The 24,830-nt window shown below is 70.9% G+C and carries 15 protein-coding genes; 6 read left to right on the top strand and 9 right to left on the bottom strand.

The window, feature by feature from the left end; translation table 11 throughout:
* Nucleotides 1-156: 156 nt before the first annotated feature.
* The 4 genes from LPN01_RS06565 to LPN01_RS06550 all read left to right on the top strand — a co-directional run bounded on the left by LPN01_RS06565 (nucleotide 157) and on the right by LPN01_RS06550 (nucleotide 8,970).
* Nucleotides 157-3,402 carry a TonB-dependent receptor gene (locus LPN01_RS06565; protein WP_262827566.1) on the top strand — a complete coding sequence of 1,082 codons (3,246 nt, stop codon included), beginning with the start codon at nucleotides 157-159 and terminating at the stop codon, nucleotides 3,400-3,402.
* A gap of 105 nt (nucleotides 3,403-3,507) precedes the next feature.
* Nucleotides 3,508-5,901 (top strand): glycoside hydrolase family 3 N-terminal domain-containing protein, encoded by a 2,394-nt coding sequence (locus tag LPN01_RS06560; protein WP_262827565.1) that lies wholly within the window; start codon nucleotides 3,508-3,510, stop codon nucleotides 5,899-5,901.
* A gap of 82 nt (nucleotides 5,902-5,983) precedes the next feature.
* A complete protein-coding gene (locus LPN01_RS06555; protein ID WP_262827564.1) occupies nucleotides 5,984-7,810 on the top strand; it encodes a copper resistance system multicopper oxidase in 1,827 nt (608 codons plus the stop codon).
* Complete coding sequence (locus LPN01_RS06550; RefSeq protein WP_262827563.1) at nucleotides 7,807-8,970, top strand: copper resistance protein B; 1,164 nt, start codon at nucleotides 7,807-7,809, stop codon at nucleotides 8,968-8,970. The genes LPN01_RS06555 and LPN01_RS06550 overlap by 4 nt, the downstream gene beginning before the upstream one ends.
* A 4-nt stretch (nucleotides 8,971-8,974) precedes the next feature.
* Here LPN01_RS06550 and treY read toward each other — a convergent pair whose 3' ends face one another.
* The 9 genes from treY to LPN01_RS06505 all read right to left on the bottom strand — a co-directional run bounded on the left by treY (nucleotide 8,975) and on the right by LPN01_RS06505 (nucleotide 21,291).
* Complete coding sequence (gene treY / locus LPN01_RS06545) at nucleotides 8,975-11,260, bottom strand: malto-oligosyltrehalose synthase (protein WP_262827562.1); 2,286 nt, start codon at nucleotides 11,258-11,260, stop codon at nucleotides 8,975-8,977.
* Nucleotides 11,257-13,158, bottom strand: a complete 1,902-nt coding sequence (malQ, locus tag LPN01_RS06540; protein WP_262827561.1) for a 4-alpha-glucanotransferase — start codon at nucleotides 13,156-13,158, stop codon at nucleotides 11,257-11,259. Before malQ ends, treY begins: the two co-directional genes overlap by 4 nt.
* A 208-nt stretch (nucleotides 13,159-13,366) precedes the next feature.
* On the bottom strand, nucleotides 13,367-15,064 hold the full coding sequence (gene treZ, locus LPN01_RS06535; protein WP_262827560.1) for a malto-oligosyltrehalose trehalohydrolase: 1,698 nt from the start codon (nucleotides 15,062-15,064) through the stop codon (nucleotides 13,367-13,369).
* On the bottom strand, nucleotides 15,061-17,172 hold the full coding sequence (glgX, locus tag LPN01_RS06530) for a glycogen debranching protein GlgX (RefSeq protein WP_262827559.1): 2,112 nt from the start codon (nucleotides 17,170-17,172) through the stop codon (nucleotides 15,061-15,063). The genes treZ and glgX overlap by 4 nt, the downstream gene beginning before the upstream one ends.
* 139 nt (nucleotides 17,173-17,311) lie before the next feature.
* The gene (locus tag LPN01_RS06525) at nucleotides 17,312-17,527 is read right to left on the bottom strand and encodes a hypothetical protein (RefSeq protein WP_262827558.1); all 216 of its coding nucleotides are present in this window, start codon (nucleotides 17,525-17,527) and stop codon (nucleotides 17,312-17,314) included.
* Between the two features lie 148 nt (nucleotides 17,528-17,675).
* Entirely contained in the window at nucleotides 17,676-18,245 is a 570-nt protein-coding gene (locus LPN01_RS06520; RefSeq protein ID WP_262827557.1) for a DNA-3-methyladenine glycosylase, read from the bottom strand.
* A gap of 43 nt (nucleotides 18,246-18,288) precedes the next feature.
* Nucleotides 18,289-19,242: an alpha/beta hydrolase gene (locus tag LPN01_RS06515; protein ID WP_262827556.1), complete on the bottom strand. Its 954-nt coding sequence runs from the start codon at nucleotides 19,240-19,242 to the stop codon at nucleotides 18,289-18,291.
* A gap of 1 nt (nucleotide 19,243) precedes the next feature.
* Entirely contained in the window at nucleotides 19,244-20,515 is a 1,272-nt protein-coding gene (locus LPN01_RS06510; protein WP_262827555.1) for a rhamnogalacturonan acetylesterase, read from the bottom strand.
* On the bottom strand, nucleotides 20,506-21,291 hold the full coding sequence (locus LPN01_RS06505) for a rhamnogalacturonan acetylesterase (RefSeq protein WP_262827554.1): 786 nt from the start codon (nucleotides 21,289-21,291) through the stop codon (nucleotides 20,506-20,508). Before LPN01_RS06505 ends, LPN01_RS06510 begins: the two co-directional genes overlap by 10 nt.
* Before the next feature lie 170 nt (nucleotides 21,292-21,461).
* Here LPN01_RS06505 and LPN01_RS06500 point away from each other — a divergent pair, with 170 nt between their 5' ends.
* Together LPN01_RS06500 and LPN01_RS06495 are read left to right on the top strand one after the other, a co-directional pair.
* Nucleotides 21,462-22,103, top strand: a complete 642-nt coding sequence (locus LPN01_RS06500) for a DUF6250 domain-containing protein (protein WP_262827553.1) — start codon at nucleotides 21,462-21,464, stop codon at nucleotides 22,101-22,103.
* Entirely contained in the window at nucleotides 22,103-24,829 is a 2,727-nt protein-coding gene (locus LPN01_RS06495; RefSeq protein ID WP_410482806.1) for a Tat pathway signal sequence domain protein, read from the top strand. The genes LPN01_RS06500 and LPN01_RS06495 overlap by 1 nt, the downstream gene beginning before the upstream one ends.
* Nucleotide 24,830 lies beyond the last annotated feature (1 nt).

Raw genomic sequence — 24,830 nt, 5'->3', positions numbered from 1 at the left:
TTGTGGTACCGATACAACGCTTTCAAGTCATTCTGCGAAGGGGTGCATTTTTCGACTAGCGGAGCTCGGGGTGGCCGGTTACCACCCGTTTTCAGGAAAGCGCACGCCACCGTGTGATAGCGCTAACATAAAAAAGTCAGGGGAGGTGCAAGGCACATGATCGACACCGTCAATACGTCCGCTCGTCGCGAATTCGCGCTGCTGGGCGGCGTTTCGCTGCTGGCGCTGGTCGCCGCGCCGTCGATGGCGCACGCCGCGCCGGTCGTGGCCCAGGCCCAGTCCACGCCGGCCGCGACCACCGCAGCACAGGCGACCGCGACGCCGCAGGACGAGGCGGCGGCGAGCGACATCGTCGTCACCGGCATCCGCCGCAGCCTTCAGAGCGCGCAGGCGATCAAGAAGAACTCCGACGTCGTCGTCGATTCGATCTCGTCCGAGGACATCGGCGCGCTGCCCGACCGTTCGGTGACCGAGGCGTTGCAGCGCGTGCCGGGCGTCTCGATCAGCCGCTTCGCCGCCGGCTCCGACCCCGACCATTTCGCGACCGAGGGATCGGGCGTCGTCGTCCGCGGCCTCACCTACACGCGGTCGGAGCTGAACGGCCGCGACACGTTCAGCGCCAACAACGGCCGCGGCCTGTCGTTCGCCGACGTGCCCGCCGAACTGCTGGGCGGCGTCGACGTGTTCAAGAGCCCGTCGGCCGACATGATCGAGGGCGGCATCGCCGGCACGGTCAATTTGCGCACCCGCCTGCCGTTCGATCCCGGCGCACCGACCTTCGGCGGCACGATCGAGAACAATTACGGCGACTTCGTCAAGAAGTCGGCACCCACCGTGTCGGCGCTCGCCTCGCACCGCTGGAGCACCGGGATCGGCGAATTCGGCCTGCTCGGCAGCTTCGTCCGCTCGCAGGTGCGCAGCCGCGCCGATTCGGTGCAGATCTCGAACTACGGACGGCGCGTGCTGACCGCCGGTGGCCAGCTGTTGCAGCCGGTCGACGCCAACAACGTCCCCAATGTCGGCACGACCGTCTACGTGCCGCGCGGCGCGGCGGCGCGCAGTCAGGAATTCAACCGCGTCCGCTACGGCTATTCGGCCGCCGGCCAGTGGCGCAGCCCGGACGAATCGATCACCGCGACGCTGCAGTTCCTGCGCTCCGACAGCCGCGAGAACTGGACCGAGAATTCGATCGAGGTCGCGACCGACAACGTCCTTGCCGCCGGCGATTCGCAGCCCTTCCCCGGCACCAGCTTTACCTACGACACGGACAACGTGTTCACCGGCGGCCTCATCACCGGCCCGAACGGCTATCGCGCCGACCAGAACGCGCCCGCGGACATGCGCACCCCGATCAACGGGCTGCAGAGCAACAACATCTCGCGCGGCAACCAGTCGCGGTTCCGCACCAACGACATCAGCTTCAACATGAAGTGGAAGGCGACCGACCGGCTGGGCGTCAACCTCGACTACCAGCACGTCTGGTCGAAGGTGAACGTCACCGACCTGACCGTGTGGGGCACGACCTACCAGAATGCCGATATCCGCCTGAACGGCAGCGACGTCGCCTTCGTCGACTTCGTGCCGCCCGCGAACAAGGGTGCGACCAATTACCAGAACGCCGCGCATCCGAGCTATCTCGATCCCTACAACAGCTTCTACCGCTCGGCGATGGACCATATCGAGGACAGCAAGGGCGACGAGGACGCGTTCCGCGTCGACCTCGACTATTCCTTCCCGGAGGACAGCTTCCTCACCTCGATCCGCGCCGGCTATCGCTTCGCCGACCGCCAGAACGAGGCGCGATCGACCGCCTACAACTGGGGCGTGCTGAGCGAGATCTGGGGCGGTGGCACCGACGCGGCGGGGGCATCGCTCGGGCCGGGCGGCCCGGTGTGGTTCGACCGCCCGATCGACGGCAATCCCGGCACCCGCACGACCGGCGCGACGGCACCGCAGCAGGCGTTCTTCTACGAGAACTTCTTCCGCGGCCAGGCGAACAATCCGGCGGGCGAGGGGCGGCTGTTCTTCCCCGGCGCGGCGTTGCAGGATTACGGCCAGGCGGTCACGCAGATCAGCCAGATCGCGCAGGAATGGCGCAACTTCACCAGCAACCTGTCGGGCGCCAACGGCTGGGTGCCGCTCGCCTCGCGTGCGGGCGTCGTCGCCGGCACGCCGTTCCTGCCGGGCGAGATCAACCCGGTCAGCGAGCGCAACAACGCCGGCTATGTCGTCGCCCGCTTCGGCAATGCGTTCGGCAACGGCTGGAACCTCAGCGGCAACGTCGGCGTGCGCTACACGACGACGCGGCGCATCTCGTCGGGCTTCTTCTCCTATCCGCAGACGAGCTTCAGCTGCACGCCGCCGGCGAACGGCCAGACGCAGTCGCGCTTCTGCGCGCTGCCGCAGACCGTCCGCGACAATGCGGTGCGCTTCCAGAACGGCGCGCTGGTGCCGAACAACGCCCGGTTCAGCTACGATTACTGGCTGCCGAGCTTCAACGCCAAACTGGAGGTCGGCGGCGGCATCCAGTTCCGCGCCGCCTACAACCGCAGCGTCGCGCCGCCCGAATTCGGGCTGACCCGGTCGTTCTACAACATCGCGCTCAACACGTCGGACCAGACGATCCTGTTCAACGGCGCGCCGATCGCCAATTTCCAGGTCGGCAACCCGTATCTGAAGCCGGTCGAGGCGGACAATTACGACGTCACCGCCGAATGGTATTTCTCGAGCGTCGGGCAGCTCACGCTGTCGCTGTTCAAGAAGGACATCTACAACGTCCAGTCGAACGGCCTCCAGCGGCTGAGCTTCACCAACAACGGCGCGACCTTCGATGCGATCGTCACGACCCCGGTCAATTCGACCGAGACGGGCCGCGTGAAGGGGTTCGAGGTCGGGTACCAGCAGGTCTTCACCTTCCTGCCGGGGTTCCTGTCGGGGCTGGGGCTGTCGGGCAACTTCACCTTCGTCGATTCGAAGGGTGTGTCGCAGCAGCAGCTCGATCCGAGCGATCCCAACGTCACGGCGGGCATCATCTCGAACGTCAACACGTCCAACCTGCCGTTGCAGGGCCTGTCCAAGTACCAGTTCAACTTCGCGCCCTTCTACCAGCGCAACGGGCTGGAGCTGCGCGCGGCGTACAACTGGCGCTCGAAGAACCTGCTGACCATCCGCGACGTCATCGTGCCCAATTCGCCGGTGATCGCGGAGAAATACGGCCAGCTCGACGCGTCGGTCTTCTATGCGGTGACGCCGTCGATCCGGATGGGGTTCCAGGGGGTCAACCTGACCAACTCCGTGACGAAGACGTCCTACGTGCTCAACGACGCCTTGCTGACGCGGCCGCGCAACTGGTTCATCAACGACCGGCGCTTCACCTTCTCGGTCCGGTTCAGCATGAAATAGGTTCCCCCCGGGCGGCGTCTGGTCCTTTCGCAGCGTCGCCCGGACCTGCCGGGTGCGTCGGTGACGCACCCGGCATCTTGTCTTATCGCAACGGGAGTGACGATCGTGAGCGCAGGCCGGACGACCCAGGCGAGCGCCAGTCGCCGCGACCTGCTCCGGCTGGGGGCGGGCGTCTCGCTGATCGCGTTCCTGCCCGCCGCCGCGCGGGTGCCGGCGCCGGTGTATAGGGATGCGCGGGCCCCCGTCGACCTGCGCGTCGCCGACCTGATCGGCCGCATGACGCTGGACGAAAAGGTCGCGCAGCTGACCGCGATCTGGGGCGACAAGGCCAGGATGATGGTCGACGGCGGCCTCGATTTCGATCCGGCCAGGGCGAGTGCCGCCTTTCCCGACGGCATCGGCCAGGTCACCCGGCCGTCCGATCGCCGCGGCGGGCCGCAGGTCGCCGCGGTGGCGGGCGGCAGCGGCGCGCGCTGGCGCGGCGGGGCGTCGACCATCGCCTTCGTCAATGCGGTGCAGCGCTGGGCGCGCGAGGCCACGCGGCTGGGCATCCCCGTGCTGTTCCACGAGGAATCGCTGCACGGCTACATGGCGCCCGACGCGACGATGTTTCCGCAGGCGATCGCGATGGCGGGCAGCTTCGACCGCGACCTGATGCACCGCGCGCAGGCGGTGATCGGGCGCGAGGTGCGCGCGCATGGCAGCCAGCTGGCGCTGTCGCCCGTCGTCGACATCGCGCGCGATCCGCGCTGGGGCCGGATCGAGGAGACGTTCGGCGAAGACCCCTATCTGTGCGGCGAGATGGGCGTCGCCGCGGTGCGCGGCCTCCAGGGTGACAGCGACGTGCTCCAGCCCGGCAAGGTCTACGCCACGCTGAAGCACATGACCGGGCACGGCCAGCCGCAGGCGGGCAACAACATCGCGCCCGCGCCGATCGCCGAACGCGAACTGCGCGAAAGCTTCTTCCCGCCGTTCCGCGCCGTGGTCGAGCGCACCCGGATCGCGGCGGTGATGCCGTCGTACAACGAGATCGACGGCGTCCCCAGCCACGCCAACCGCTGGCTGCTCGGCGACGTGCTGCGCGGCGAATGGGGCTTCGACGGCGTGATCGTCAGCGATTACGGCGCGGTCGAGGAGCTGGAGACGATCCACCACGTCGCGGCCGACCGCAACGCGGCGGCGCGCGCCGCACTGGCCGCGGGGGTCGATTCGAACCTGCCCGACGGCATCGCCTATCGCACGCTCGCCGATCAGGTGCGCGCCGGCACGGTGGCGCAGGCGGCGGTCGATGCCGCCTGCGCGCGTATCCTCGCGCTGAAGTTCCGCGCCGGCCTCTTCGAGGCGCCCTTCGCCGATCGTGCCCGCGCCGACCGGCTGACCGGCAACGCCGAGGCGCGGGCGCTCGCGCTGGAGGCGGCGCGCAAGTCGCTGTGCCTGCTGACCAACGACGGCACGCTGCCGTTGCAGCCGCGGGGGCGGATCGCGGTGATCGGCCCCAATGCGGCGGTCGCCCGGCTGGGCGGCTATTCCGCACCGCCGCGGCAGGCGGTGACGCTGCTCGACGGCATCCGCGCGCTGATCGGCCGCGACGGCGAGGTGGTCCACGCGCAGGGCGTGGTCATCACGCAGGACGAGGACCGGTCGAGCGACGCGGTGATCCTTGCCGATCCCGCGCGCAACCGCGCGCTGATCGCGGAGGCGGTGGCGCTCGCGCGCACCGCGGACGTGATCGTGCTGGCGATCGGCGATACCGAACAGACCAGCCGCGAAGGCTTCGCGCGCAACCACCTGGGCGATCGCACCGACCTGGACCTCGTCGGCGAGCAGACCGAGCTGTTCCTCGCGCTGAAGGCGCTCGGCAAGCCCGTCGTCGTGGTGGCGATCAACGGCCGCCCGCCGAGCTGGCCGCGCGTCGTCGCCGGCGCCAACGCGATGCTCGAATGCTGGTATCCGGGGCAGGAGGGCGGCACCGCGATGGCGGAGGCGCTGTTCGGCCGGATCAATCCGGGCGCGAAACTGCCGGTGACCGTGGTGCGCGAGGTGGGGCAGGTGCCACTCTACTACAATGCCAAGCCCTCGACCGGGCGCGGCTATCTGTTCGCGGACAGCAAGCCGCTGTTCCCGTTCGGTCACGGCCTGTCCTACACGCGGTTCACGATCGGCGAGCCGCGGCTGTCCAGCCCGCGCATCGGCATCGCCGGCACGGTGCGGGTCGAGGTGGACGTCGCCAACGTCGGCGCGCGCGCCGGCGACGAGGTGGTCCAGCTCTACGTCCACGACCGGGTGGCGAGCATCGTGCGCCCGGTCCGTGAGCTGAAGGGGTTCGAACGCGTCACGCTCGCCCCCGGCGAGACGCGCACGGTGCGGTTCGATCTGGGGCCGGAGGCGTTCCGCTTTTTCGATCGCGACATGCGCGAGGTCGTCGAGCCGGGGCTGTTCGACATATCGGTCGGGCCGAATTCGGTCGACCTCAAGACCGCAACGCTCGAGATCGCCTGACCCGCCCCGCTCGCCGGGCTGTCCGTCCGGCGATCACGCCCTATATGCAGGGCGCGCGGCCCGGCGGCCGTACGGAGCGACGATGACGGAAGGGACGACGATCGGCCGACGCGGCCTGTTGCGCGGCGCGGCGGCGGCGGGCGGCGGCCTGCTGTTGCCGGGCTGGGCGCGGGCGGGTGCGCGCGACCTTGCCGCCGGCCGGGAAACGCTGTCGGGCGACACGATCGAGTTGCGCATCGCGCGCACGACGATGACGATCGACGGCCGCCGGTCGCGCGCGATCGGGATCAACGGCCATGCGCCCGCGCCGCTGATCCGTTTGCGCGAGGGGCAGGACGTGGCGATCCGCGTCGTCAACGCGCTCGATACCGATACCTCGCTGCACTGGCACGGCCTGCTCGTGCCCTTCCAGTATGACGGCGTGCCGGGGATTTCCTTTCCGGGCATCCGCGCGGGGGAGGCGTTCACCTATCGCTTCCGCCTGGGCCAGAGCGGCACCTATTGGTACCACAGCCATTCGGGCGGGCAGGAGCAGGAGGGGCTGTACGGCCCGATCGTGGTCGATCCCGCGGGCGCCGATCCGGTCGGATTCGATGCCGAACACGTCGTGATGCTGTCGGACCACAGCCAGGCGAGCCCCGCCGCGATCTTTCGCCGGATGAAGCTGCAACCGGGCTATTACAACTACCAGCGCCAGACGCTCGCCGGGCTGATCGCGGGTCGCGACCAGCCCGCGGCGGAGCGGCTGCGCTGGGGGGGCATGCGGATGGACCCCGCCGACGTGGCGGACGGAACCGGTGCCACCTATGCCTATCTGGTCAACGGTCACGGGCCGCGCGACAATTGGACCGGGCTGTTCGTGCCGGGACAGCGGGTGCGGCTGCGCCTCGTCAATGCGTCCGCGATGACGACGTTCAACGTCCGCATCCCCGGCCTTGCGCTGGACGTGGTCGCGGCCGACGGGCTCGCCGTGCGGCCGGTCACGGTCGACGAGCTCCAGATCGGCGTCGCGGAGACGTACGACGTGATCGTCACGCCGACCGGCGACCGCGCCTATACGCTGGTCGGCGAAAGCGTCGACCGGTCGGGCATGGCGCGCGCCACGCTGGCGCCGCGTCCGGGGATGACCGCCGCGGTGCCGCCGCTGCGCGCCCGGCCGATCGCGACGATGACCGACATGGGGATGGGCGGCATGGGCGCGGCGGGCGACATGGCGGGCATGGACCATGCGGCGATGGGTCACGGGGCGACGGCGGGCACGGACCATGCGGCGATGGGTCACGGGGCGATGGCGGGCGTGGACCATGCCGCCGCTGCGCCGCCGGACGCCATGGCGGGGATGGACCATGGCGGCATGGATATGCGCGACTTCAGCCTCGCGCCGCGGGTCGCCAAGGGGCCGGGCGTGCAGACGCTATCGCCGATGCCGGTCGACCGGACCGGCTACCCCGGACAGGGGCTGGAGGATGTCGGCCACCGCGTGCTGACCTATCGCGACCTCGTCGCGCTGGCGCGCAATCCCGACGTCCGCGCGCCGGGGCGCCAGCTCGACATCCACCTGACCGGCAACATGGAACGCTTCATGTGGTCGTTCGACGGGGTGAAGATGTCCGACACGCACGTCCCCTTCGCCTTCGTCGAGGGCGAGCGCGTGCGGCTACGGCTCGTCAACGACACGATGATGGCGCATCCGATCCACCTGCACGGCCATTTCTTCGACCTCGTCACCGGCCATGGTGCCTATGCGCCGCGCAAGCACACGGTGATCGTCCAGCCGGGCGGGATCGTCAGCGTCGACCTGACCGCCGATGCGGTCGGCGACTGGGCGTTCCACTGCCACATGCTCTACCACATGATGGCCGGAATGATGCGGGTCGTCAGCGTCCGGCCGCGCGGGGACGCGGCATGAGCGGCTGGGCGATCGCGCTGCTGCTCGCCGCCGGGGCGCAGGACCATGCGATGCACGGCATGGCGGGGATGACGATGCCCATGCCCGCGAAGGCCAAACCCGGCGCGAAGGCTCCGCCGCGCAAGGCGGAGGCGCGCAAGGCTGTGCCGCGCAAGGTCCCCACTCCGCGGCGGGCGCGACGCCCCGCCGCGGCCGTGGCGGCGCCCGCGCCGATGGCGATGGATCATGCCGCCATGGAGCACGGCACGATGGCGTCCGACCCGGCAGCCGCACCGATGGATCACGCCGCGATGGGGCACGGCACGATGGCGTCCGACCCGGCGGCCGCACCGATGGATCACGCCGCGATGGGGCATGGCGCGATGACGGGCGATGCCGCCACGCCGCTGGCCCCGAAGCTCGGCACCGACCTGCCGCCCGGCGACACGCCGGCGCCCGTTCCGCCCGCGCCGCACTATGCCGACCGGATCTGGGATCCCGCAGCGATGGCGCGCGGCCGGGCTATCATGATGAACGACGATGGCGGCGGCCGGCGGTTCGCTCAGGTCATGGTCAACCTTGCCGAATATGCCGCGCGCAATGGCCGCGACGGCTATCGCTGGGACGGCGAGGCTTGGATCGGCGGCGACATCGACCGGCTGGTGCTGAAAAGCGAGGGCGAGGGCGATGCTCGCGGCGCCCTCGGATCGGCCGAGCTGCGCGCGCTCTACAGCCATGCGATCGGCCCCTATTTCAATCTGCAGGGCGGCGTTCGGCAGGACATCCGCCCGACCCCGGCGCGCACCTATGCGACGATCGGCGTCGCCGGGCTCGCACCCTATTGGTTCGAGGTCGAGGCGTCGGCGTTCGTCTCGACCCGGGGCGAGGTGCTCGGCCGGCTCGAGGGTTACTACGACCAGCGGATCACGCAGCGGCTGGTCCTGCAACCGCGCGTGGAGCTCAACCTGTCCGCCGGCGGCACGCGCGCGATCGGGTTGGGCAGTGGGCTGACCGACGCCGACCTCGGCCTGCGGTTGCGTTACGAGGTCCGCCGCGAATTCGCCCCCTATATCGGCGTGACGTGGGAGCGGCGGCTGGGCGGCACCGCACGCCTCGCCCGCGCCGACCGTCGCGACGTCGGCGGTCCGGCGCTGGTGGTCGGGGTGCGCGGCTGGTTCTGACCGCTCAGTCGAGCGCGTACCAGACCGGACGATCGGCGAAGAGCATCGCCGCCTCGACCGGGCCGTCGGCGAATCCGACCGTCGCCGGCGGCACGTCGGTGCCGCGGATCAGCGCGGCGACCTTCAGCGTCCGGCCGTCCCGTTGCCGCGTGAACGCGACCACCCGCTCGCTGCCCTCCACCGCGACCGGGGTGTAATCGCCATCCGCGAAGAGCGCCGGATGCGCCCGGCGCAGCGCGAGCAGGTCCGCGATCAGCCGGAACTTGGCGGGGGCGGCATTGCTGCCGACCAGTGCGATGCGCGCGGCATAATCGACCGGCCGGCGGTTGTCGGGGTCGACGAGGCTGAGGTCGGCAAGCTCCGTCCCCTGATACAGGTCGGGTACGCCGGGCAGCGTGTAGCGCAGCAGCGTCTGGACGAGCGTGTTGGCGGTGGCGGCGGGGGTCAGGTCGGCGACGAACGCGGTCACCTCGGCGACGAAGCGCGCATCGGCCAGATAGGCGTCGGCGAGCGCCGCGGCGGCGGCTTCATAGTCGCTGTCGGGAGCTTCCCACGACGAGCGCAGCCGCGCCTCGCGCAGCGCCTTCAGCTGCCAGGCCTTGATCCGGTCGGCGAAGTCGGGGCTCGTGCCTTGCCCGGGCCACGCGCCGACGATGGTCTGGAGCAGCATGTAGCGATCGCCGCCGTCGACCTCGTGATCCCAGTCCCACGACAGCGCCGCCCACGCCTCGACCCGCGTGCGCCAGGCGGTTGGCATCGTACTCAGCACCGCCAGCCGCGCGCGCACGTCCTCGCCGCGCTTGTGGTCGTGCGTGGCGGTGGCCAGCATCGCATGCGGCATGTCGCGGGCACGCGCGACCATCAGCCGATGGAATGCGTCGACGCCGATGCCGAGCATGGTCGCGTCGAACCCGACGTCGTTGCGCGAGAGCAGCCGGCCCGACCGGTAGAAGGCGGTATCCTCGACGGATTTCGCCGCGATCGGCGCGGACAGCTGCTGGAAGCGCCGCACCGCGTCGGCGGCGTCGCCCGGTCCGGTGCCGGCGAGCCAGGCGAGGATGCGGTCGACCACATGCGCCTCGCCCGGCGGGATCAGCCAGCTGACGCGCTCGCGGACGGTGCCGCGGATGGGCGCGTCGCGGGCCGGCGCGGCGTCGCCGGTGCCATAGGTGCGGTACACCGGGAACACCCACAGCAACCGTTCGATCGCCCGTCGCAGCATTGCGGGCGTCACCGCCTCGTCGCGGTTCAGCGCGACGAAGGCGGCGACGCAGGCGTCGAGCTGCGCCGAGAATTGCCAGGCGAGCAGATCCTGCCGTGCCTCGAACTCCTCCGTCTCGAACCCCTTGAAGCGGCCGCTGACGTCCTGCCACAATTCCTCGAGCGGCAGCGCGCCGAGCGGATCGTGGATCAGCGTCGCGACCTGCTCCATGAAGTCGTAGCCGCTGGTGCCGTCGACACCCCAGCCGACCGGCTGCGCCTCGCCCGCGCCCAGGATCTTCTCGACCACGATATAGGCGTCGGGGCCGAGGCGCTCGCGCAGGGCGCGGCAATAGCCGATCGGATCGGTGAGCCCGTCGACATGATCCACGCGGACGCCGTCGATCAGCCCCTCGTCGTGCAGTCGAAAATACAGCGCGTGCGTCGCCGCGAACACCGCCGGATCCTCGATCCGGACACCGGCGAGGTCGTTGACGGTGAAGAAGCGGCGCCAGTTGAGCTGGTCGTTGGCGACGCGCCAGCTCGCCAGCCGGTAATGCTGGCCGTCCAGCAGGGTCGCGAGGTCGTCGGCATGGTGGTCGGCGCGCAGCGGGAAGCGGTGCTCGCCATAGGCGACGACATGGCCGTCCTCGACCGCGAGGTCGCCGTTCGCGATCGTCGCGGCGAGCGTGTCGCCGAGTACCGGCAGGACGAGCCGCCGCGACCAGTCGACGTCGAAGACGCGCGCGTGGTCGCTCGCCGGACCCTTGGCCAGCACGTCGTTCCACCATGCATTGCCGCCGCCGGCGACGCCCATGTGATTGGGCACGATGTCGATGACGACGCCCATGCCGCGCGCCCTGAGCGCCGCGACGAGGTGGCGGAACCCCTCTTCGCCGCCCAATGCGGGATCGATCCGCGTCGGGTCGACCACGTCGTAACCGTGCGTCGACCCCGCCGCCGCGACGGTGATCGGCGAGGCGTAGACGTGGCTGATGCCGAGCGCGTCGAGATAGGGCACGAGCGCCGCGGCATCGGCAAAGGTGAAGCCGGCGTGAAGTTGCAGGCGATAGGTGGCGCGGGGGATCATGCGGGCTTCCGTGCGGAGAGGGTGGCGGTGCGACGCGCCACGTCGGGGCGGGCGAGCAGGCGGGCGGTCGTATCGGGCATGCGGCGGCGCCAGTTGGGATGTTCGTCGGTGGTGCCGGGCAGGTTGGGTTGCTGTTCCAGCCCGACGAGGTCCTCGAGCGGCACGAGCGCCAGCGGGCAGGGCGCCTGTGCGACGAAGGCGATCGCCGCATCGACCGCCGGGGCGGGATCGTTCGGCAGCGGCCCCGCCGCCACGCCGGCGGCCTCGCACGCCGTCCACAGCGCCTTGCGTTCGCCGATGCGGCGGATACGCTCGCCCGCCTCGTCGCCGGTATTGCGGCTGAGCTTGTGGTTGAGCGTAATGTCGCGGCCCGTCCACCACCCCGCCAGCGTCGCGGTGTCGTGCGTGCCGGTCATCGCGACCGCGTGCGGGCTCCAGTCGCGGCTGGACGTGAACGCGTTGCCGTCGCGCTCGAACGGCAGCACGCGCATGCCGAGCAGCCCGCGCGCCGCCATCGTATCGCGAAATCCGGGTGGCACGGTGCCGAGATCCTCGCCGATGACGATCGCGCTCGCGCGGTGCGATTCGAGCGCGAGGATCCGCAACAGGTCGTCGCACGGCATTGCGAGATAGGCGCCGTCGCTCGCCCGGCCGCCATCGGGGATGACCCACAGCCGCCTGAGGCCGAGCGCATGGTCGATCCGCAGCCCACCGGCGTGGCGCATGGCGGCACGGACGGTGCGGATGAAGCCGTCGAACCCGGTCCGCCGCAACGCGAAGGGCGACAGCGCGGTGATCCCCCAATTCTGGCCGAGCGGCCCGAGCGGGTCGGGCGGCGCGCCGATCGACAGCCCGGTCAACAGGTCGCCGCGCCGGCTCCACGCATGGCTGCCGCCCGCGTCCATGCCGACGGCGAGGTCCGCGATCAGCCCGATCCGCATCCCCGCCCCACGCGCGGCGGCCTGCGCGGCGGCGAGGCTGTCGTCGGCGAGCCATTGCAGGAAGGCGTGGAACGCGACCTCCCGGGGGTGTGCGGCGGCATGGCGCGCGACCGCCGGGCCGGCGGGGTCGTGATATTCCGCCGGCCAATCCTGCCACCCATGGGCGCCGGTGGCGAAGAAATGCGCGTGCAGGGCGTCGTAGCGCGCCTGCGCGGTCCAGTCCGGCCGCGCGGCCCATGCCGCGTCGAAACCGGCGAGGAGCCCGGCGGGCGCGCGGTCGAACGCGTCGCGGAGCTGGGCGAGGCGCCGTGGCAGCGCCTGCTGCCAGTCGATCAGGTCGCCGCCATCCACGTCGGACCGCGTCGCGCCGGCGCGTGCCGGATCGGCGAGCAGCACGTTGTGGAAGAGCCGGGTCGAGGGCGCATAGGGACTGAACCGGCTCGCATCGGCAGGGAACAGCGCGTGCGTCGGGCTGATCGCGAGCGCGTCGGCGCCCGCCTGCGCAAAGGCGCGTGCGGCGTCGGCGAGCGTGCCGAGATCGCCGAACGGCGCAGGGGCGGGGCCGCGGAGCGCCGGGATCTGCACCGCCGGTCCCCAGCAGCGCCCGGGCGGCGGGGCCATGCAGCGCAGCGGAGCGACCGCGAGGGTCACGGCGCCGTCGACGGTGTCGAGCCGGTGGTATCCGGGGATGTCGATTCCCGCGATCGTCCCATCGTCGGCGATGGCGGCGGGTCGGCGCGTGCCGTCCTCCAGCACGAGATCGGCGGACCCGGGACGGGCCGCGACAGCGATGCGCCGGCCTGCGTCGGCCGTAACGAACGCCTCGCCGCCGGTGCGGGTATCGAGCGTGTCGAGGATCGCGCGCAGCACGGCGTCGCTGACCCGATGCGGCAGGCCGTCCGCGTCCTCCCATTCGACCTGCAGCCCGACGGCGGCGGCTTCGGCGGCGATGCTCATGCCGGTGCCCCCACGCCCGGCCGCGTCATGGCAGGTCGGGTTCGCGCGGAAACGCGAGTGTCGCGCCGGACCGCCGCCGCGGAGCGACGTGCGACAGCGACCGATCCCGCTCGCTGCGGGTGGCCGGCGGAGCGCGCGCCGTCGCGGTGGCTTCCCGGCCTGCGCGCGCCGGATGCCGGGCATTCGAAAAAAGCCGCTGCGCGCGCCCTCATCGCGCGATCCATGCCCGGAACCGGTCGCCCTCGGCGTGCAGCAATTCCCCCTCGCCGACCGGCAGCGGCGCTGGATCGGCGGCGAGGTCGAGCGCGATCGTCAGCAGGCTGCCGTCGCCGAGACGCCAGCGCGCGACCACCGCGGCATCGCCGGTCGCGTCCGCCCCCGCCGACACGGTTCCGCGAAGGTGCGGCACGATCGCGCGCGCACGCAGCGCGATCAGGTCGCGCAACAGGCCGGTCCACGCATCCGCATCGGGGCCCGGCCCAGGGCGCGAACGGTCGAACGTCGCGCGCGCGTTCGGATCGGGGATGCGTTCGCGCGCCGCGGGATCGGCGAAGGCATCGAACCTGGCGAATTCGCGGCGGCGGCCGTCGCGCACCGCATCCGCCAGCTCGTCGTGGAAGTCGGTGAAGAACAGGAACGGCGAGCGGCTGCCGACCTCGTCCCCCATGAACAGCATCGGGATCTGCGGACAGAGCAACAGCAGCGCGGTGGCGGCGCGCAATCGCGCCGGATCGGTCAGCAGCGTCAGCCGCTCGCCCATCGCGCGATTGCCGACCTGGTCGTGGTTCTGGAGGAAAGCGACGAAGCGCGTCGGCGCGAGGTGCGCGCTGGGCCGGCCGCGCGGCCGGCCGTCGTGATTGGGCGAGCCCTCGCCCTGATAGACGAAGCCTTCGGCCAGGCACCGCGCCAGCCGCTCTGCCGGGCGATCGGCGAAATCGGCGTAATAGGCGCTCGTCTCCCCGGTCAGCAGGACGTGGAGGACGTTGTGGAAGTCGTCGTTCCACTGTGCGTCATAGGCGTCGGCATGCAGGCGGTCGGCGTCGTTGCCCTCGTTCTCGAGGACGAGGTGGATGTGGCGATCGGGCAAAGCGGCACGGATCTCTCCCGCCATGGCATCGAGGAAGTCGGTGTCGGCGATCGCATGGACCGCGTCGAAACGCAGCCCGTCGAAGCGATAGTCGTCGAGCCACATCAGCGCGTTGTCGACGAAGAAGCGGTGCACCGCGGGCTGTCGCACCGCGACCGCCCCGCCCCAGGGGGTATCGACGTCGCGGTCGAAGAAGTCGCCGGCATAGGCGCCGAGATAGTTTCCGTCGGGGCCGAAATGGTTGAAGACCACGTCGAGGAACATCGACAGGCCGAGCGCATGCGCCGCGTCGACCAGCGCCTTCAGCTCGGCGGGCGTGCCGTAGCTTTCCGCAGGTGCATAGGGCAGCACCCCGTCATAGCCCCAGTTGCGCGTACCCCCGAAGGCGTTGACCGGCATCAGCTCGATCGCGGTGACGCCGAGTGCGGCGAGCGCCGGCAGCCGTTCGCGCACCCCGGCGAACCCGCCGAGCACGCCGGCGTGCAGCTCGATCAGCACCGTTTCCTCCCACGGGCGCCCGCGCCAGTCGGTCGCGGTCCAGGCATAGGCCGGGTCCGGCACGACGCTCCAGCCATGGACGCCGCCCGATTGCGCGCGGCTGGCGGGATCGGGCACCGCCAGATCGTCGGCGAGGCGATAGCGATAGCGGGTGCCGGCGCCGGCGGCGGCATCGGCCACGAACCAGCCGCCGTCCGCTGCGGTCATCGGCAGCGGCGCGCCGCCGTCGAACTCCAGCGTGACGGCATCGCGATCGGGCGCCCACAGCGCGAATCGGGTGCGGCCATCGTCGCGCGGCGTCGCCCCCCAGCGCGGCGTCACGCGCCGGGCTCCTCGAACGCTCCCGTCCAGGTGAGCAGCACCGCGCCCTGCGGCGATACGACATAGCTGTCCTCGATCGCGATCTCGCCCTGTTCGGGCCGGGCGCTGTCGATCAGCACGCGCCGCCGTTCGTGCGGGGGCGGCAGGTGAAAGGTGACCGGGTCGGGTGACCCATTGACCAGCAGCGACACCGCCTCGACTTCGCCCGCGGCATTGCTGAAGGCGCGGCGCATCATCAGCGCGCGGCCTTCGGGGTTCTGCCAGTCGTCCGCGCTCAATTGCTGGCCGCGCTCATCCCACCATTCGATGTCGTCGATGCCGTGGCCGGGGGAATTCTGGCCGTAGAGGAACGTCGCGGCGCGCAGCACCGGATAGCGGCGGCGCAGCTCGGCGAGCCGCGCGACAAAGTCGATCTGCGTCTGCCCCTCGGGCGTGGCGGCGGCGTCCCAGTCGAGCCAGCTGATCGCATTGTCCTGGCAATAGGCGTTGTTGTTGCCCTGTTGCGTGCGGCCGAATTCGTCGCCGGCGACCAGCATCGGCGTGCCGAGCGAGGCGAGCAGCGTCGTCAGCATCGATCGCTGCACGCGGCCGCGCGCGTCGAGGATCGCGGGATCGTCGGTCGGGCCCTCGTGACCCCAGTTGCGCGAATGGTTGTTGTCGTGGCCGTCGCGATTGTCCTCGCCATTGGCCTCGTTGTGGCGCTCTTCGTAGCTCACCGTGTCGGCGAGGGTGAAGCCGTCGTGCGCGGACAACAGGTTGATGCTCGCCCACGGCCGGCGCGACCGGCGGTCGAACAGGTCGCCCGACCCCGCCAGCCGCGCGGCGAGATCGGCGCGCTGGCCGGGTTCGCCGCGCCAGAACTGGCGCACCGTGTCGCGATACTTGTCGTTCCATTCCGCAAATCCGGGCGGGAAATTGCCGAGCTGATAGCCACCGGGACCGACGTCCCAGGGTTCCGCCATCAGCTTCAGCCGGCCGAGCACCGGATCCTGCCGGACCACGTCGAAGAAGGCGGCACCCGGATCGAAGCCGTGCTCCTCGCGCCCCAGCGTCAGCCCCAAGTCGAAGCGGAAGCCGTCGATGCCGAAGCTGGTCGCCCAGTAGCGCAGGCTGTCCGTCACCATCTGGATGACGCGCGCCTTGCTGAGGTTCAGCGTGTTGCCGGTGCCGGTATCGTTGATCGTGTAGCGCGGCTGGTCCTTGACCAGACGATAATAGCTCGCATTGTCGAGCCCGCGCCACGACAGCGTCGGCCCCTTTTCGGACCCCTCGCAGGTATGGTTGTACACCACGTCGAGGATCACCTCGATCCCCGCCTTGTGCAGGCGGTGAACCGCGCGGCGCAACTCGTCCTGCGTGTCGGTGGACATATATGCCTGTTCGGGGGCGAAGAAGCCGAGCGTGTTGTAGCCCCAATAGTTGCGCAGGCCCTTTTCCTGAAGGAACCGGTCCTGCGTGAAGCTCTGGATCGGCAACAGCTCCAGCGCGGTGACGCCGATCCGCTTCAGATGCGCGATCACCGCAGGATGGCCGAGGCCGGCATAGGTCCCGCGCTCGCGCGGCGGCACCAGCTCCATCAGCTTGGTCAGTCCCTTGACGTGCGCCTCGTAGATCACCGTTTCCGACCACGGCGTGTTCGGCCGGGTGTCGCGCGACCAGTCCCAGTGATCGTCGACCACCACCGCCTTGGGCATGGCAGGCGCGCTGTCGCGCTTGTCGAAGCTCAGGTCCTCGCGCGCGTGGCCGACCTTGTAGCCGTGCAGCGCGTCGGTCCAGCGGATCTGGCCGGAGAGCTTGCGCGCATAGGGGTCGAGCAGCAGCTTGTTCGGGTTGAAGCGGTGGCCGTTCTCGGGCTCGTAACGGCCGTGCGCGCGATAGCCGTAAAGCAGGCCCGGCGCCGCATCCGGCAGGTAGCCGTGCCAGACCTCGTCGGTGCATTCGGGCAGGCGGATGCGCTGCAACTCGCGCTTGCCGGACGGATCGAACAGGCACAGTTCGATCGCATCCGCATTGGCGGAATAGACCGCGAAATTGACCCCCAGCCCATCGAACGTCGCGCCGAGCGGATAGGGCGAGCCGGGATCGAGCCGGTCGGGCAGAGAATGCACGTGTGGAAACCCCCATTGGCAATGCCGCCCGAGAACGCAGGTGCAGCATGGAAGGTTTCGGCACCGGCCGATTGTCGTCGCCGCGGCGCCGCGTAGCCGGTTTGGCGGCGACGCGGCGGTTCCGGGCGACGATCCGCGCTCACCGCCTGGCGAGTGGATCGATGCCCTCGGCGCGCCAGTCGGCGAGCGACTTGCACTGGCGCAACGGGATCATCGAACCGGTGATGCGCTGGACGACGCAGACGCGCGGGTTGGCGGCGGGCCGCTCGATCCGGGGCGCGGGGGCGGCGGTCGCGTCGGCGGTGGCAGGTGCGACGGTGGCGACGAGTGCGGCGGCGATGGTGGCGATGAGCATGACATCTCTCCCTGACGAAGCAGCCCGGGGCGGGCTGTGACCGTGTTAGTGCATTAGTCATGCCAAACACTTGCACGAGGGGAAGAGGCGATCGGTCCGTGGGGACGGCTGGGCGGATCTGCCGATCATCGGCGCAATCCGCCAGATGTCAGGCGGTGCGCACCGGCTTGCTGAGGAAGCGGGATTGCGCGCGACAGAAGCGCCACGGCGTCTCGACCGCGCGCGTGATGCCGACCCGGGTCGTGGCCACGACCATGCCCGGATCCGCCCCCACCGCCAGCGCGAACGGCGCGCGATCGAGGGGCGCGGCGTCGTGGCCGGCATCGATCCCCAGTGCCTGGCACAGCCGCCCCGGACCCGCGCACAACAGGCGCGGATCGGACAGGCCGCGACGTGCGATCATCGTGGCGAGCCCGTGCGTCGGCTCGATCGCGCGGATCAGGACCGCGCTGCCCGGTCGGCACACGAAGTTGAGGCACCAGTGGATGCCGTAGCTGCGATAGACATAGGCATGGCCGTGCGGGCCGAACATCGCCGCATTGCGCGGTGTCGGCCCCCGCGCGCTGTGCGATGCGGGATCGGCCGCGTCATAGGCTTCGGTCTCGACCACGATCCCGCCGACGCCGTCAACCAGCAGCATGGTGCCGATCAGGTCGTGGGCGACGCGCGCCACGTCGCGGTCGAAGAATCCGGTGGGCAGCGGCATGGCGGCGCTCATGCGCGCCGCGCCGGTCGCCGGTCAACGCGGTACGTCGCGCCGGTCAGCGCCAGCCGTGATCCCCCGCCCAGCCGACGAACAGGTCCATCCAGGGCACCGGCGTGCCGTCGCGATGCGCGGCGGGTGGGCCATGACCGCCGCGTTCGAAGACCATCAGCTCGGCCGGCACATGGGCGGCCTGCAACGCCTCGAACATCAGGATCGCGTTGCGTGGCGGGACGACGGGGTCGTCGGCGTTGGCGGCGACGAAGGTCGGCGGCATGTCGGCGGGCAGGTCGAGCTGCGCCGAATAGCGCCGCTGCCATGCCGGATCGGCGGCATGCACGCCGAGCAGCTCGCGGCGCGACTGCGCGTGGACGCCGTCGTCCATCATCGTGACGACGGGAAAGAACAGGCCGGCGACGTCGGGGCGCGCCGACAGCCGGTCGGCGGCATCGACGGCGGCGTAGGTCGGGGTCGCCGCGCGCGTCGCGAGCCGCGCGGCGACATGGCCGCCGGCGGAAAAGCCGGTCGCCGCGACGCGGGCGGGATCGATGCCGAAGCGCCCCGCACCGGCGCGGATCACCCGCATGGCGCGCTGCGCATCCTGCAACGCGACGTCGGGGCCCGCCGTCCAGCCGTCGTGCGGCAGGCGATAGAGCAGCTCGAACGCGGTGACGCCGCGCGCGGCGAAATCACGGGCGATGCCGCCGCCGCCGCGGCCGACCGCGACCCGCGCATAGCCGCCGCCGGGACAGATCAGCACCGCCGCGCCGCTGGGCCGGGCGGGGCGCACGACGGTCAGCATCGGCGTCGCGACGTGTGGCCAGGCGATGTCGTCGGCCCCACCCGTCGGCGATCGTTTGACCCAGGCATCGGCAATGGCACGCCCTTCGCCACCCGGCGGCGCCTTGGGCCATAGCGCAAAGCGGTCGATCGTCGGCGCACCCTGCGCGAAGGCGGGCATGGGCAGCAGGGCGGCGAGTCCGCCGGCGATCACGGTGCGTCGGTCGGTCATGTCAGTTCCCGTCGGGTCTGGTGGCGTCGCGCTTCCCGCTCGGGGCGAGGCGGAAGGTCGCCGGATCGGGCGGGCGCGCCGGATCGAAGCGGCCGATGTCGTCGCGCAGGTGGGCACCGACCGGCAGCGCCGCCAGCCCCTGCGCCACCGCGCGCGCGAGCACCCAGGCGCCGTAATTGTCGTGGTGCGTCGCGTCCTTGCCGCCGTCGTTGAAGGCGAGCGGCGCGCGCGCCGGACCCAGCGCCTCGTAGAAGGCGACGCTGGCGGCGTTGAGGTCGATCACCGCCACCCCTTCCGCCGCCGCCACCGCCTTTGCCGCCGCGGCATAGTCGCCCAGCGTCGCGCGGATGCGCGCGCCGGTCCACATCCGCCGCTCGGGCGAGGTGACGAGGATCGGGGTGACGCCGCGACGCCGGAATTCGGCGATCCAGGCGCGCAGATAGTCGCGATAGGTGGTGTCGGCGGCGGCATAGGTCTGCGGCCATTGCGCCTTCTGGTCGTTGTGGCCGAACTGGATAAGCGCGACGTCGCCGGGTTTCACCGATTCGAGCACCTTGGCGAAGCGCAGCTCCGACATGAACGACTTCAGCGTCTCGCCCGATTCGGCATGGTTCGCGACCGCGATATCGGGTTTGAAGAACACCGGCAGCATCTGGCCCCAGCTCGCCGCCGGTTCGGCCTGTTGATCCGTGACGGTGGAATCGCCGAGCAGGAACATGGTCGGCACCGCGACCGGTTCGACGAGAATCGCCGAGGGCGCATCGCCGAGCAGTTCGAGCGTCAACCGGTCGTCCCAGCCGAACGACCCCTGTTCGCGCGGTTTCAGCAGGACATGCGTGCCGCCGGGGGCGTTGAGCGGCGGCGGGGTCAGCGCGGCATCGCGGACGTTGACGATGAAGCTGCGGGTGATGCTGTGCCCGGCGGGGACGGTCGCGTCGTCCAGCATCAGCCGGCGCGATTCGGCCTTGATCGTGCTGCGGGTCGGCGCGTCCCGCCGGCCCACCGTCACGGTGACGCGGTAATTGCCCGGCGTGGCCGCGACGGAAAAGAGCGTCGGGCCGCCGTCCTCGAAGCCATAGCCATCGGCGTAATGGCGGCCGGCCGCGACCGCGATGCTGCCCGCGGGTGCCTTGCCGGCCAGCACGAAGCGGCGTGCGCCGGCGGCGGGACGGCCGGTATCGGCGGCGATTATCGCCGCCGGCGGCGATGGCGGCGCGGCATGAAGCGCGGCCGGCGACAGCACCAGCGGCGCGACCATGGCGATCAGCCGCACGACGGCCCGCCCGCCGGCGTCGTCCGCGTCAGCGCGGGGACGTGCGGCGTCACCCGCCGGGCGATCGGCAGGCGCGTCGCCTTCAGTCCGGTCGCGACCAGATCCGCCACCCGCCGCGCCCCCAGCTCGCTGAAATGCGTGTCGTCGGCGACGCCGTTGGGATAGCCCGGCGCCCCCGCCGCGCCGTCATAGTGCAGGTAATAGGCCTTGGCCGCCTCCGGCCCCGCCGCCTGGACCCAGGCCTGCGACGTCCGCCCCAGGTCGATCAGCGGGGTATGCGTCTGCCTGGCGACCCTGCGCGCCGCATCGGCATAGGCGGGAAAGCTCGGCTGTTCGACGCCGTCCTTGAAGTCGCGGCGCGCGACGGGGGTCAGGATCACCGCCTTCGCGCCAGCGGCCTTCGCGACGGCGAGGAAGCGGACGAGGTTCTGTTCGTATTGCGGCACCGTCGTGTAGCGTTCGGGCTTGTCGGCGCTCGCGTCGTTGTGGCCGAACTGGATCAGCAGCGTGTCGCCCCTGCGCAGGTCGCTGGCGATGGCGTCGAGCCGGCCCTCGCGGATGAAGCTGTTGGTGCTGCGACCGCCGATCGCGCGATTCTCCACCGTCACGCCGGGCACGGCGCAGCGCAGCATCGTGCCCCAGCCGGACTGCGGATATTTCTCCGCCTTATAGTCCTGCGCGGTCGAATCGCTGGCGATGACGATGCGGGGCGGCGCGGGATCCGCCGCACGGGTAAGCAGCGTCATCGCCGCAATCGCGAACAGGGCAGCTTTCATGACGCTCTCCACATGATATTCTTTCGTTCCGCATCATGCGTCCGTCCGACGGTCCACGCAACTGCCATTATGTGAGATACCGAGCGATTATCCGGGAAAGCCTTGGCAAGCCCCGTCGGGCGGCGTAGGCAGGGCGGGCGCCGGCAGAGCGCGCGGAAGGAGGCGGGCCGATGGTCGGACGAATGGCTATGCTGATCGCGCTCACCACCTCCGCACCCGCGGCGGCGCGCCTGTCCGACTGGCGCATCGAGGGCGAATCGCCCGATGCGCACGTCACCGAGCGGGACGGCGTCATCGACATCGACACGCCCAAGGGTCTGACCCTGTGGTGGCGGCGCCCGGTCGTCGGACCGGTGACGATCCGGTTCGAGGCGATGGCGGTCGCAGCCGGCGGCGCGAACGACCGGGTCAGCGACCTCAACGCCTTCTGGATGGCGACGAATCGCGACGGCGGATCGGTGCTGGCGCATCGCCGCAGCGGCGCCTTCGCCGCCTATGACGACCTCAAGACCTATTACGTCGGGATCGGCGGCAACGGGAACACCACGACGCGGCTGCGCCGCTATGTCGGCGAGCCCGGCAATCGCCCGCTGTTGCCCGAACACGATCTGGCGACGCCCGCGGCGATGCTGCGTCCCGACGTCTGGACGCGGATCGCACTGATCGCCGACGGCGGCCGGATCGCGGTGATGCGCGACGGGCGGCCCCTGTTCGCGCTCGCCGACCCGCGGCCCTACACGCGCGGCCATTGGGCGCTGCGGACGACCTGGAGCCACCTGCGCATCCGCCGTGTGACGGTGACGCGCCGCTGATGGAGACGATCATGCATCCCAACCGCCGCGAAACCCTGCGCGCCGGCCTGCTCGGTGGCGCCGCCGCACTGTTCCCCGCGACGGTCCGCGCCGCGCCCGCACCGGCGTTCGTGGCGGCCCCGGTGCGGTGGATCGACGGCGCGGCCCCGGCGATGCATGCCGGCCAGACCTTCGGCGCCGCCTGGCCGCGCGGCACGCTGAAGCGCAACGCGCGCCTGTCGGTCCGGGCGGGCGGCGTCGGCGTGCCGGCCCAGAGCTGGACGACGGCGACCTGGCCCGACGGATCGATCAAATGGAGCGCGCATGCGATCCCCGCCGACGTCGCGCCTACGGATGTGACGGTCGTGCAGGGTCGCGAGATCGCCCCTGCGCAACCGGTCCGCGTGACCGAAAGTGCGGATGCGGTCACGATCCGGGTCGGCGATCTGCGTTGGGATATCGCCCCTGCGGGCGCGGCGCTGATCCGGTCTGCAAGCCGGGACGGCCGCGCGCTGCTCGGCCCGGTCACGCTGGTAGGCGGCGTGCGCGCCGATCCGCTGCACGGCGAGCCGACGCCGTTCGGCGGCACGATCGAGCGCGTGACCGTCGAACAGCGCGGGCCGGTACGCGCCGTGGTGAAGATCGAGGGGCGGCACACCGCCGGCGCGCGCGCCTGGATGCCGTTCACCGTCCGCCTGTACGCCTATGCGGGTTCGGCGGGCCTGCGCATCGTCCACAGCGTGGTGTTCGACGGCGATCCGGCGAAGGACTTCCTGTCGTCGCTCGGAATACGGGCGGCGGTGCCGATGACGGGGGCGCTGCACGACCGCCACGTCCGTATCGCCACCGATCGCCAGATGTTCGCCGAGGGCGTCCGGCCGCTCACCGGCCTGCGCCGCGATCCCGGCAAGGCGTTTCGCGACGCACAGGTGGCGGGGCAGGCGGTGCCGCCGCTGGAGCAAATGGCGCCCGCGGTCCGCGACGTTCTGGAGCGGATACCGGCATGGGGCGATTTCCGGCTGGAACAGCCCAACGCCAACGGCTTCGCGATCACCAAGCGGACCGCGCCCGGACAGGGCTGGATCGACGGGGGCGAGGGGCGGCGTGCGCCCGGCCTCGCCTATGTCGGCGGCCCCGCCGGCGGCGCGGCGATCGGCGTCCGCTATTTTTGGCAGCGTCACCCGAGCGCGCTCCACATCGACGGCGCCACCGGGGACACCGCGCAGCTGACCGCATGGCTGTGGTCGCCCGAGGCACCGGCGATGGACCTGCGCCCCTATCACGGAACGATGGGGATGGAGGGCTATGACGCGCAGAACCAGGGCCTGTCGGTCACCTACGAGGATTACGAGCCGGGCTGGGACGATGCGTCGGGGATCGCGCGCACCAGCGAACTGATGCTGTGGGCGCTGCCCGCGACGCCGCCCACCGCGACGCTGGCGGCGATGGCGACGATGCAGGCGCAGCCGCCGCAGCTGATGACAGCACCAGACCATCTGCATGCGGCGCAGGTGTTCGGCGACTGGGGCCTGCCCGACCGTTCGACGCCCAATCGCAAAGCGATCGAGGACCAGCTCGTCAACCTGATCGATTTCTACGCGGGCGAGGTCGACCGGCGGTCGTGGTACGGATTCTGGAACCACGGCGACGTCATGCACACCTATGACGCCGACCGGCATCAATGGCGCTACGACATCGGCGGGTTCGCCTGGGCGAACAGCGAATTGTCGCCCGACCTGTGGCTGTGGACGCAGGTGCTGCGGACCGGCGACCCGCAGGCGTTCCGCTTCGCCGAGGCGATGACGCGCCATACCGGCGAGGTCGACGTCTATCATACCGGCCGGTTCCGGGGGATGGGCACGCGCCATGGCGTCCAGCACTGGAGCGACAGTTCGAAACAGCCGCGGGTCAGCAACGCGAGCTATCGCCGCATCTTCTATTACCTGACCGCCGACGAGCGGGTCGGCGACCTGCTCCACGACCTCGTCGATTCCGACCGGACGCTTGCCGATGTGGAGATCGGCCGCAAGGTGCCGGGTGCGAAACGTCCCGTCCTGCCCGCGGGCACGATCGAGATGACCTTCGGCACCACCTGGTGCCCGCTCGCCGCGGCATGGCTGACCGAATGGGAGCGGACCGGCGACGTGCGCTGGCGTGACCGGATCCTCGCCGGGCTCGACAGCATTGGGCGCCTGCCGCACGGCTGGATGACGGGCAGCGCGCCGTTCGACATGGCATCGGGCCGCTTCGTCGACCAGAACCGCAAGATCACGCTGTCGCACCTCAACGCGGTCTTCGGCGCGGTCGAGGTCAGCAGCGAGCTGATCCGCCTGCTCGACGTGCCGCGCTATCGGGCCGCGTGGCTCGACTATTGCCGCTGGTACAACGCGCCGCAGGCGGCGTATCTCGCCCGCTTCGGCCCGCCGTTCGGGCCGCGCAACCTGCGCGAGGGGCATTCTCGCCTCACCGCCTATGCCGCGTTCGAGGACAGGGACGCCGCGCTCGCGGCGCGGGCGGCGGGCGAGTTCCTGTCGGGCGATGCCGGCCTCGGCACCTGGCCGCGCGATCCACGCCACGAGGCGGGGGGCGTGGTCGAATGGCCGGGCGTTTCGACCAATGCCGCGGCGCAATGGGGGCTGGCGGCGATCCAGACGCTGGCGCTGGTGCCCGCCGCGCTCGACGCCACGCCCATCGTCGCGCCCGATACGCCCGGCCGCCACCGTGAAAAGGACAACGGCCGGGACTGAA

This window comes from Sphingomonas sp. A2-49 (assembly GCF_025548555.1).
Lineage (GTDB): Bacteria > Pseudomonadota > Alphaproteobacteria > Sphingomonadales > Sphingomonadaceae > Sphingomonas.
This window is presented reverse-complemented; position numbering and strand designations above follow the sequence as displayed.

Coding starts and splice junctions, on each gene's coding strand:
- LPN01_RS06565 (WP_262827566.1), top strand. CDS start 157: ATGATCGACACCGTCAATACGTCCGCTCGTCGCGAATTCGCGCTGCTG.
- LPN01_RS06555 (WP_262827564.1), top strand. CDS start 5,984: ATGACGGAAGGGACGACGATCGGCCGACGCGGCCTGTTGCGCGGCGCG.
- LPN01_RS06550 (WP_262827563.1), top strand. CDS start 7,807: ATGAGCGGCTGGGCGATCGCGCTGCTGCTCGCCGCCGGGGCGCAGGAC.
- treY (WP_262827562.1), bottom strand. CDS start 11,260: ATGATCCCCCGCGCCACCTATCGCCTGCAACTTCACGCCGGCTTCACC.
- malQ (WP_262827561.1), bottom strand. CDS start 13,158: ATGAGCATCGCCGCCGAAGCCGCCGCCGTCGGGCTGCAGGTCGAATGG.
- LPN01_RS06525 (WP_262827558.1), bottom strand. CDS start 17,527: ATGCTCATCGCCACCATCGCCGCCGCACTCGTCGCCACCGTCGCACCT.
- LPN01_RS06520 (WP_262827557.1), bottom strand. CDS start 18,245: ATGAGCGCCGCCATGCCGCTGCCCACCGGATTCTTCGACCGCGACGTG.
- LPN01_RS06515 (WP_262827556.1), bottom strand. CDS start 19,242: ATGACCGACCGACGCACCGTGATCGCCGGCGGACTCGCCGCCCTGCTG.
- LPN01_RS06505 (WP_262827554.1), bottom strand. CDS start 21,291: ATGAAAGCTGCCCTGTTCGCGATTGCGGCGATGACGCTGCTTACCCGT.
- LPN01_RS06500 (WP_262827553.1), top strand. CDS start 21,462: ATGGTCGGACGAATGGCTATGCTGATCGCGCTCACCACCTCCGCACCC.
- LPN01_RS06495 (WP_410482806.1), top strand. CDS start 22,103: ATGGAGACGATCATGCATCCCAACCGCCGCGAAACCCTGCGCGCCGGC.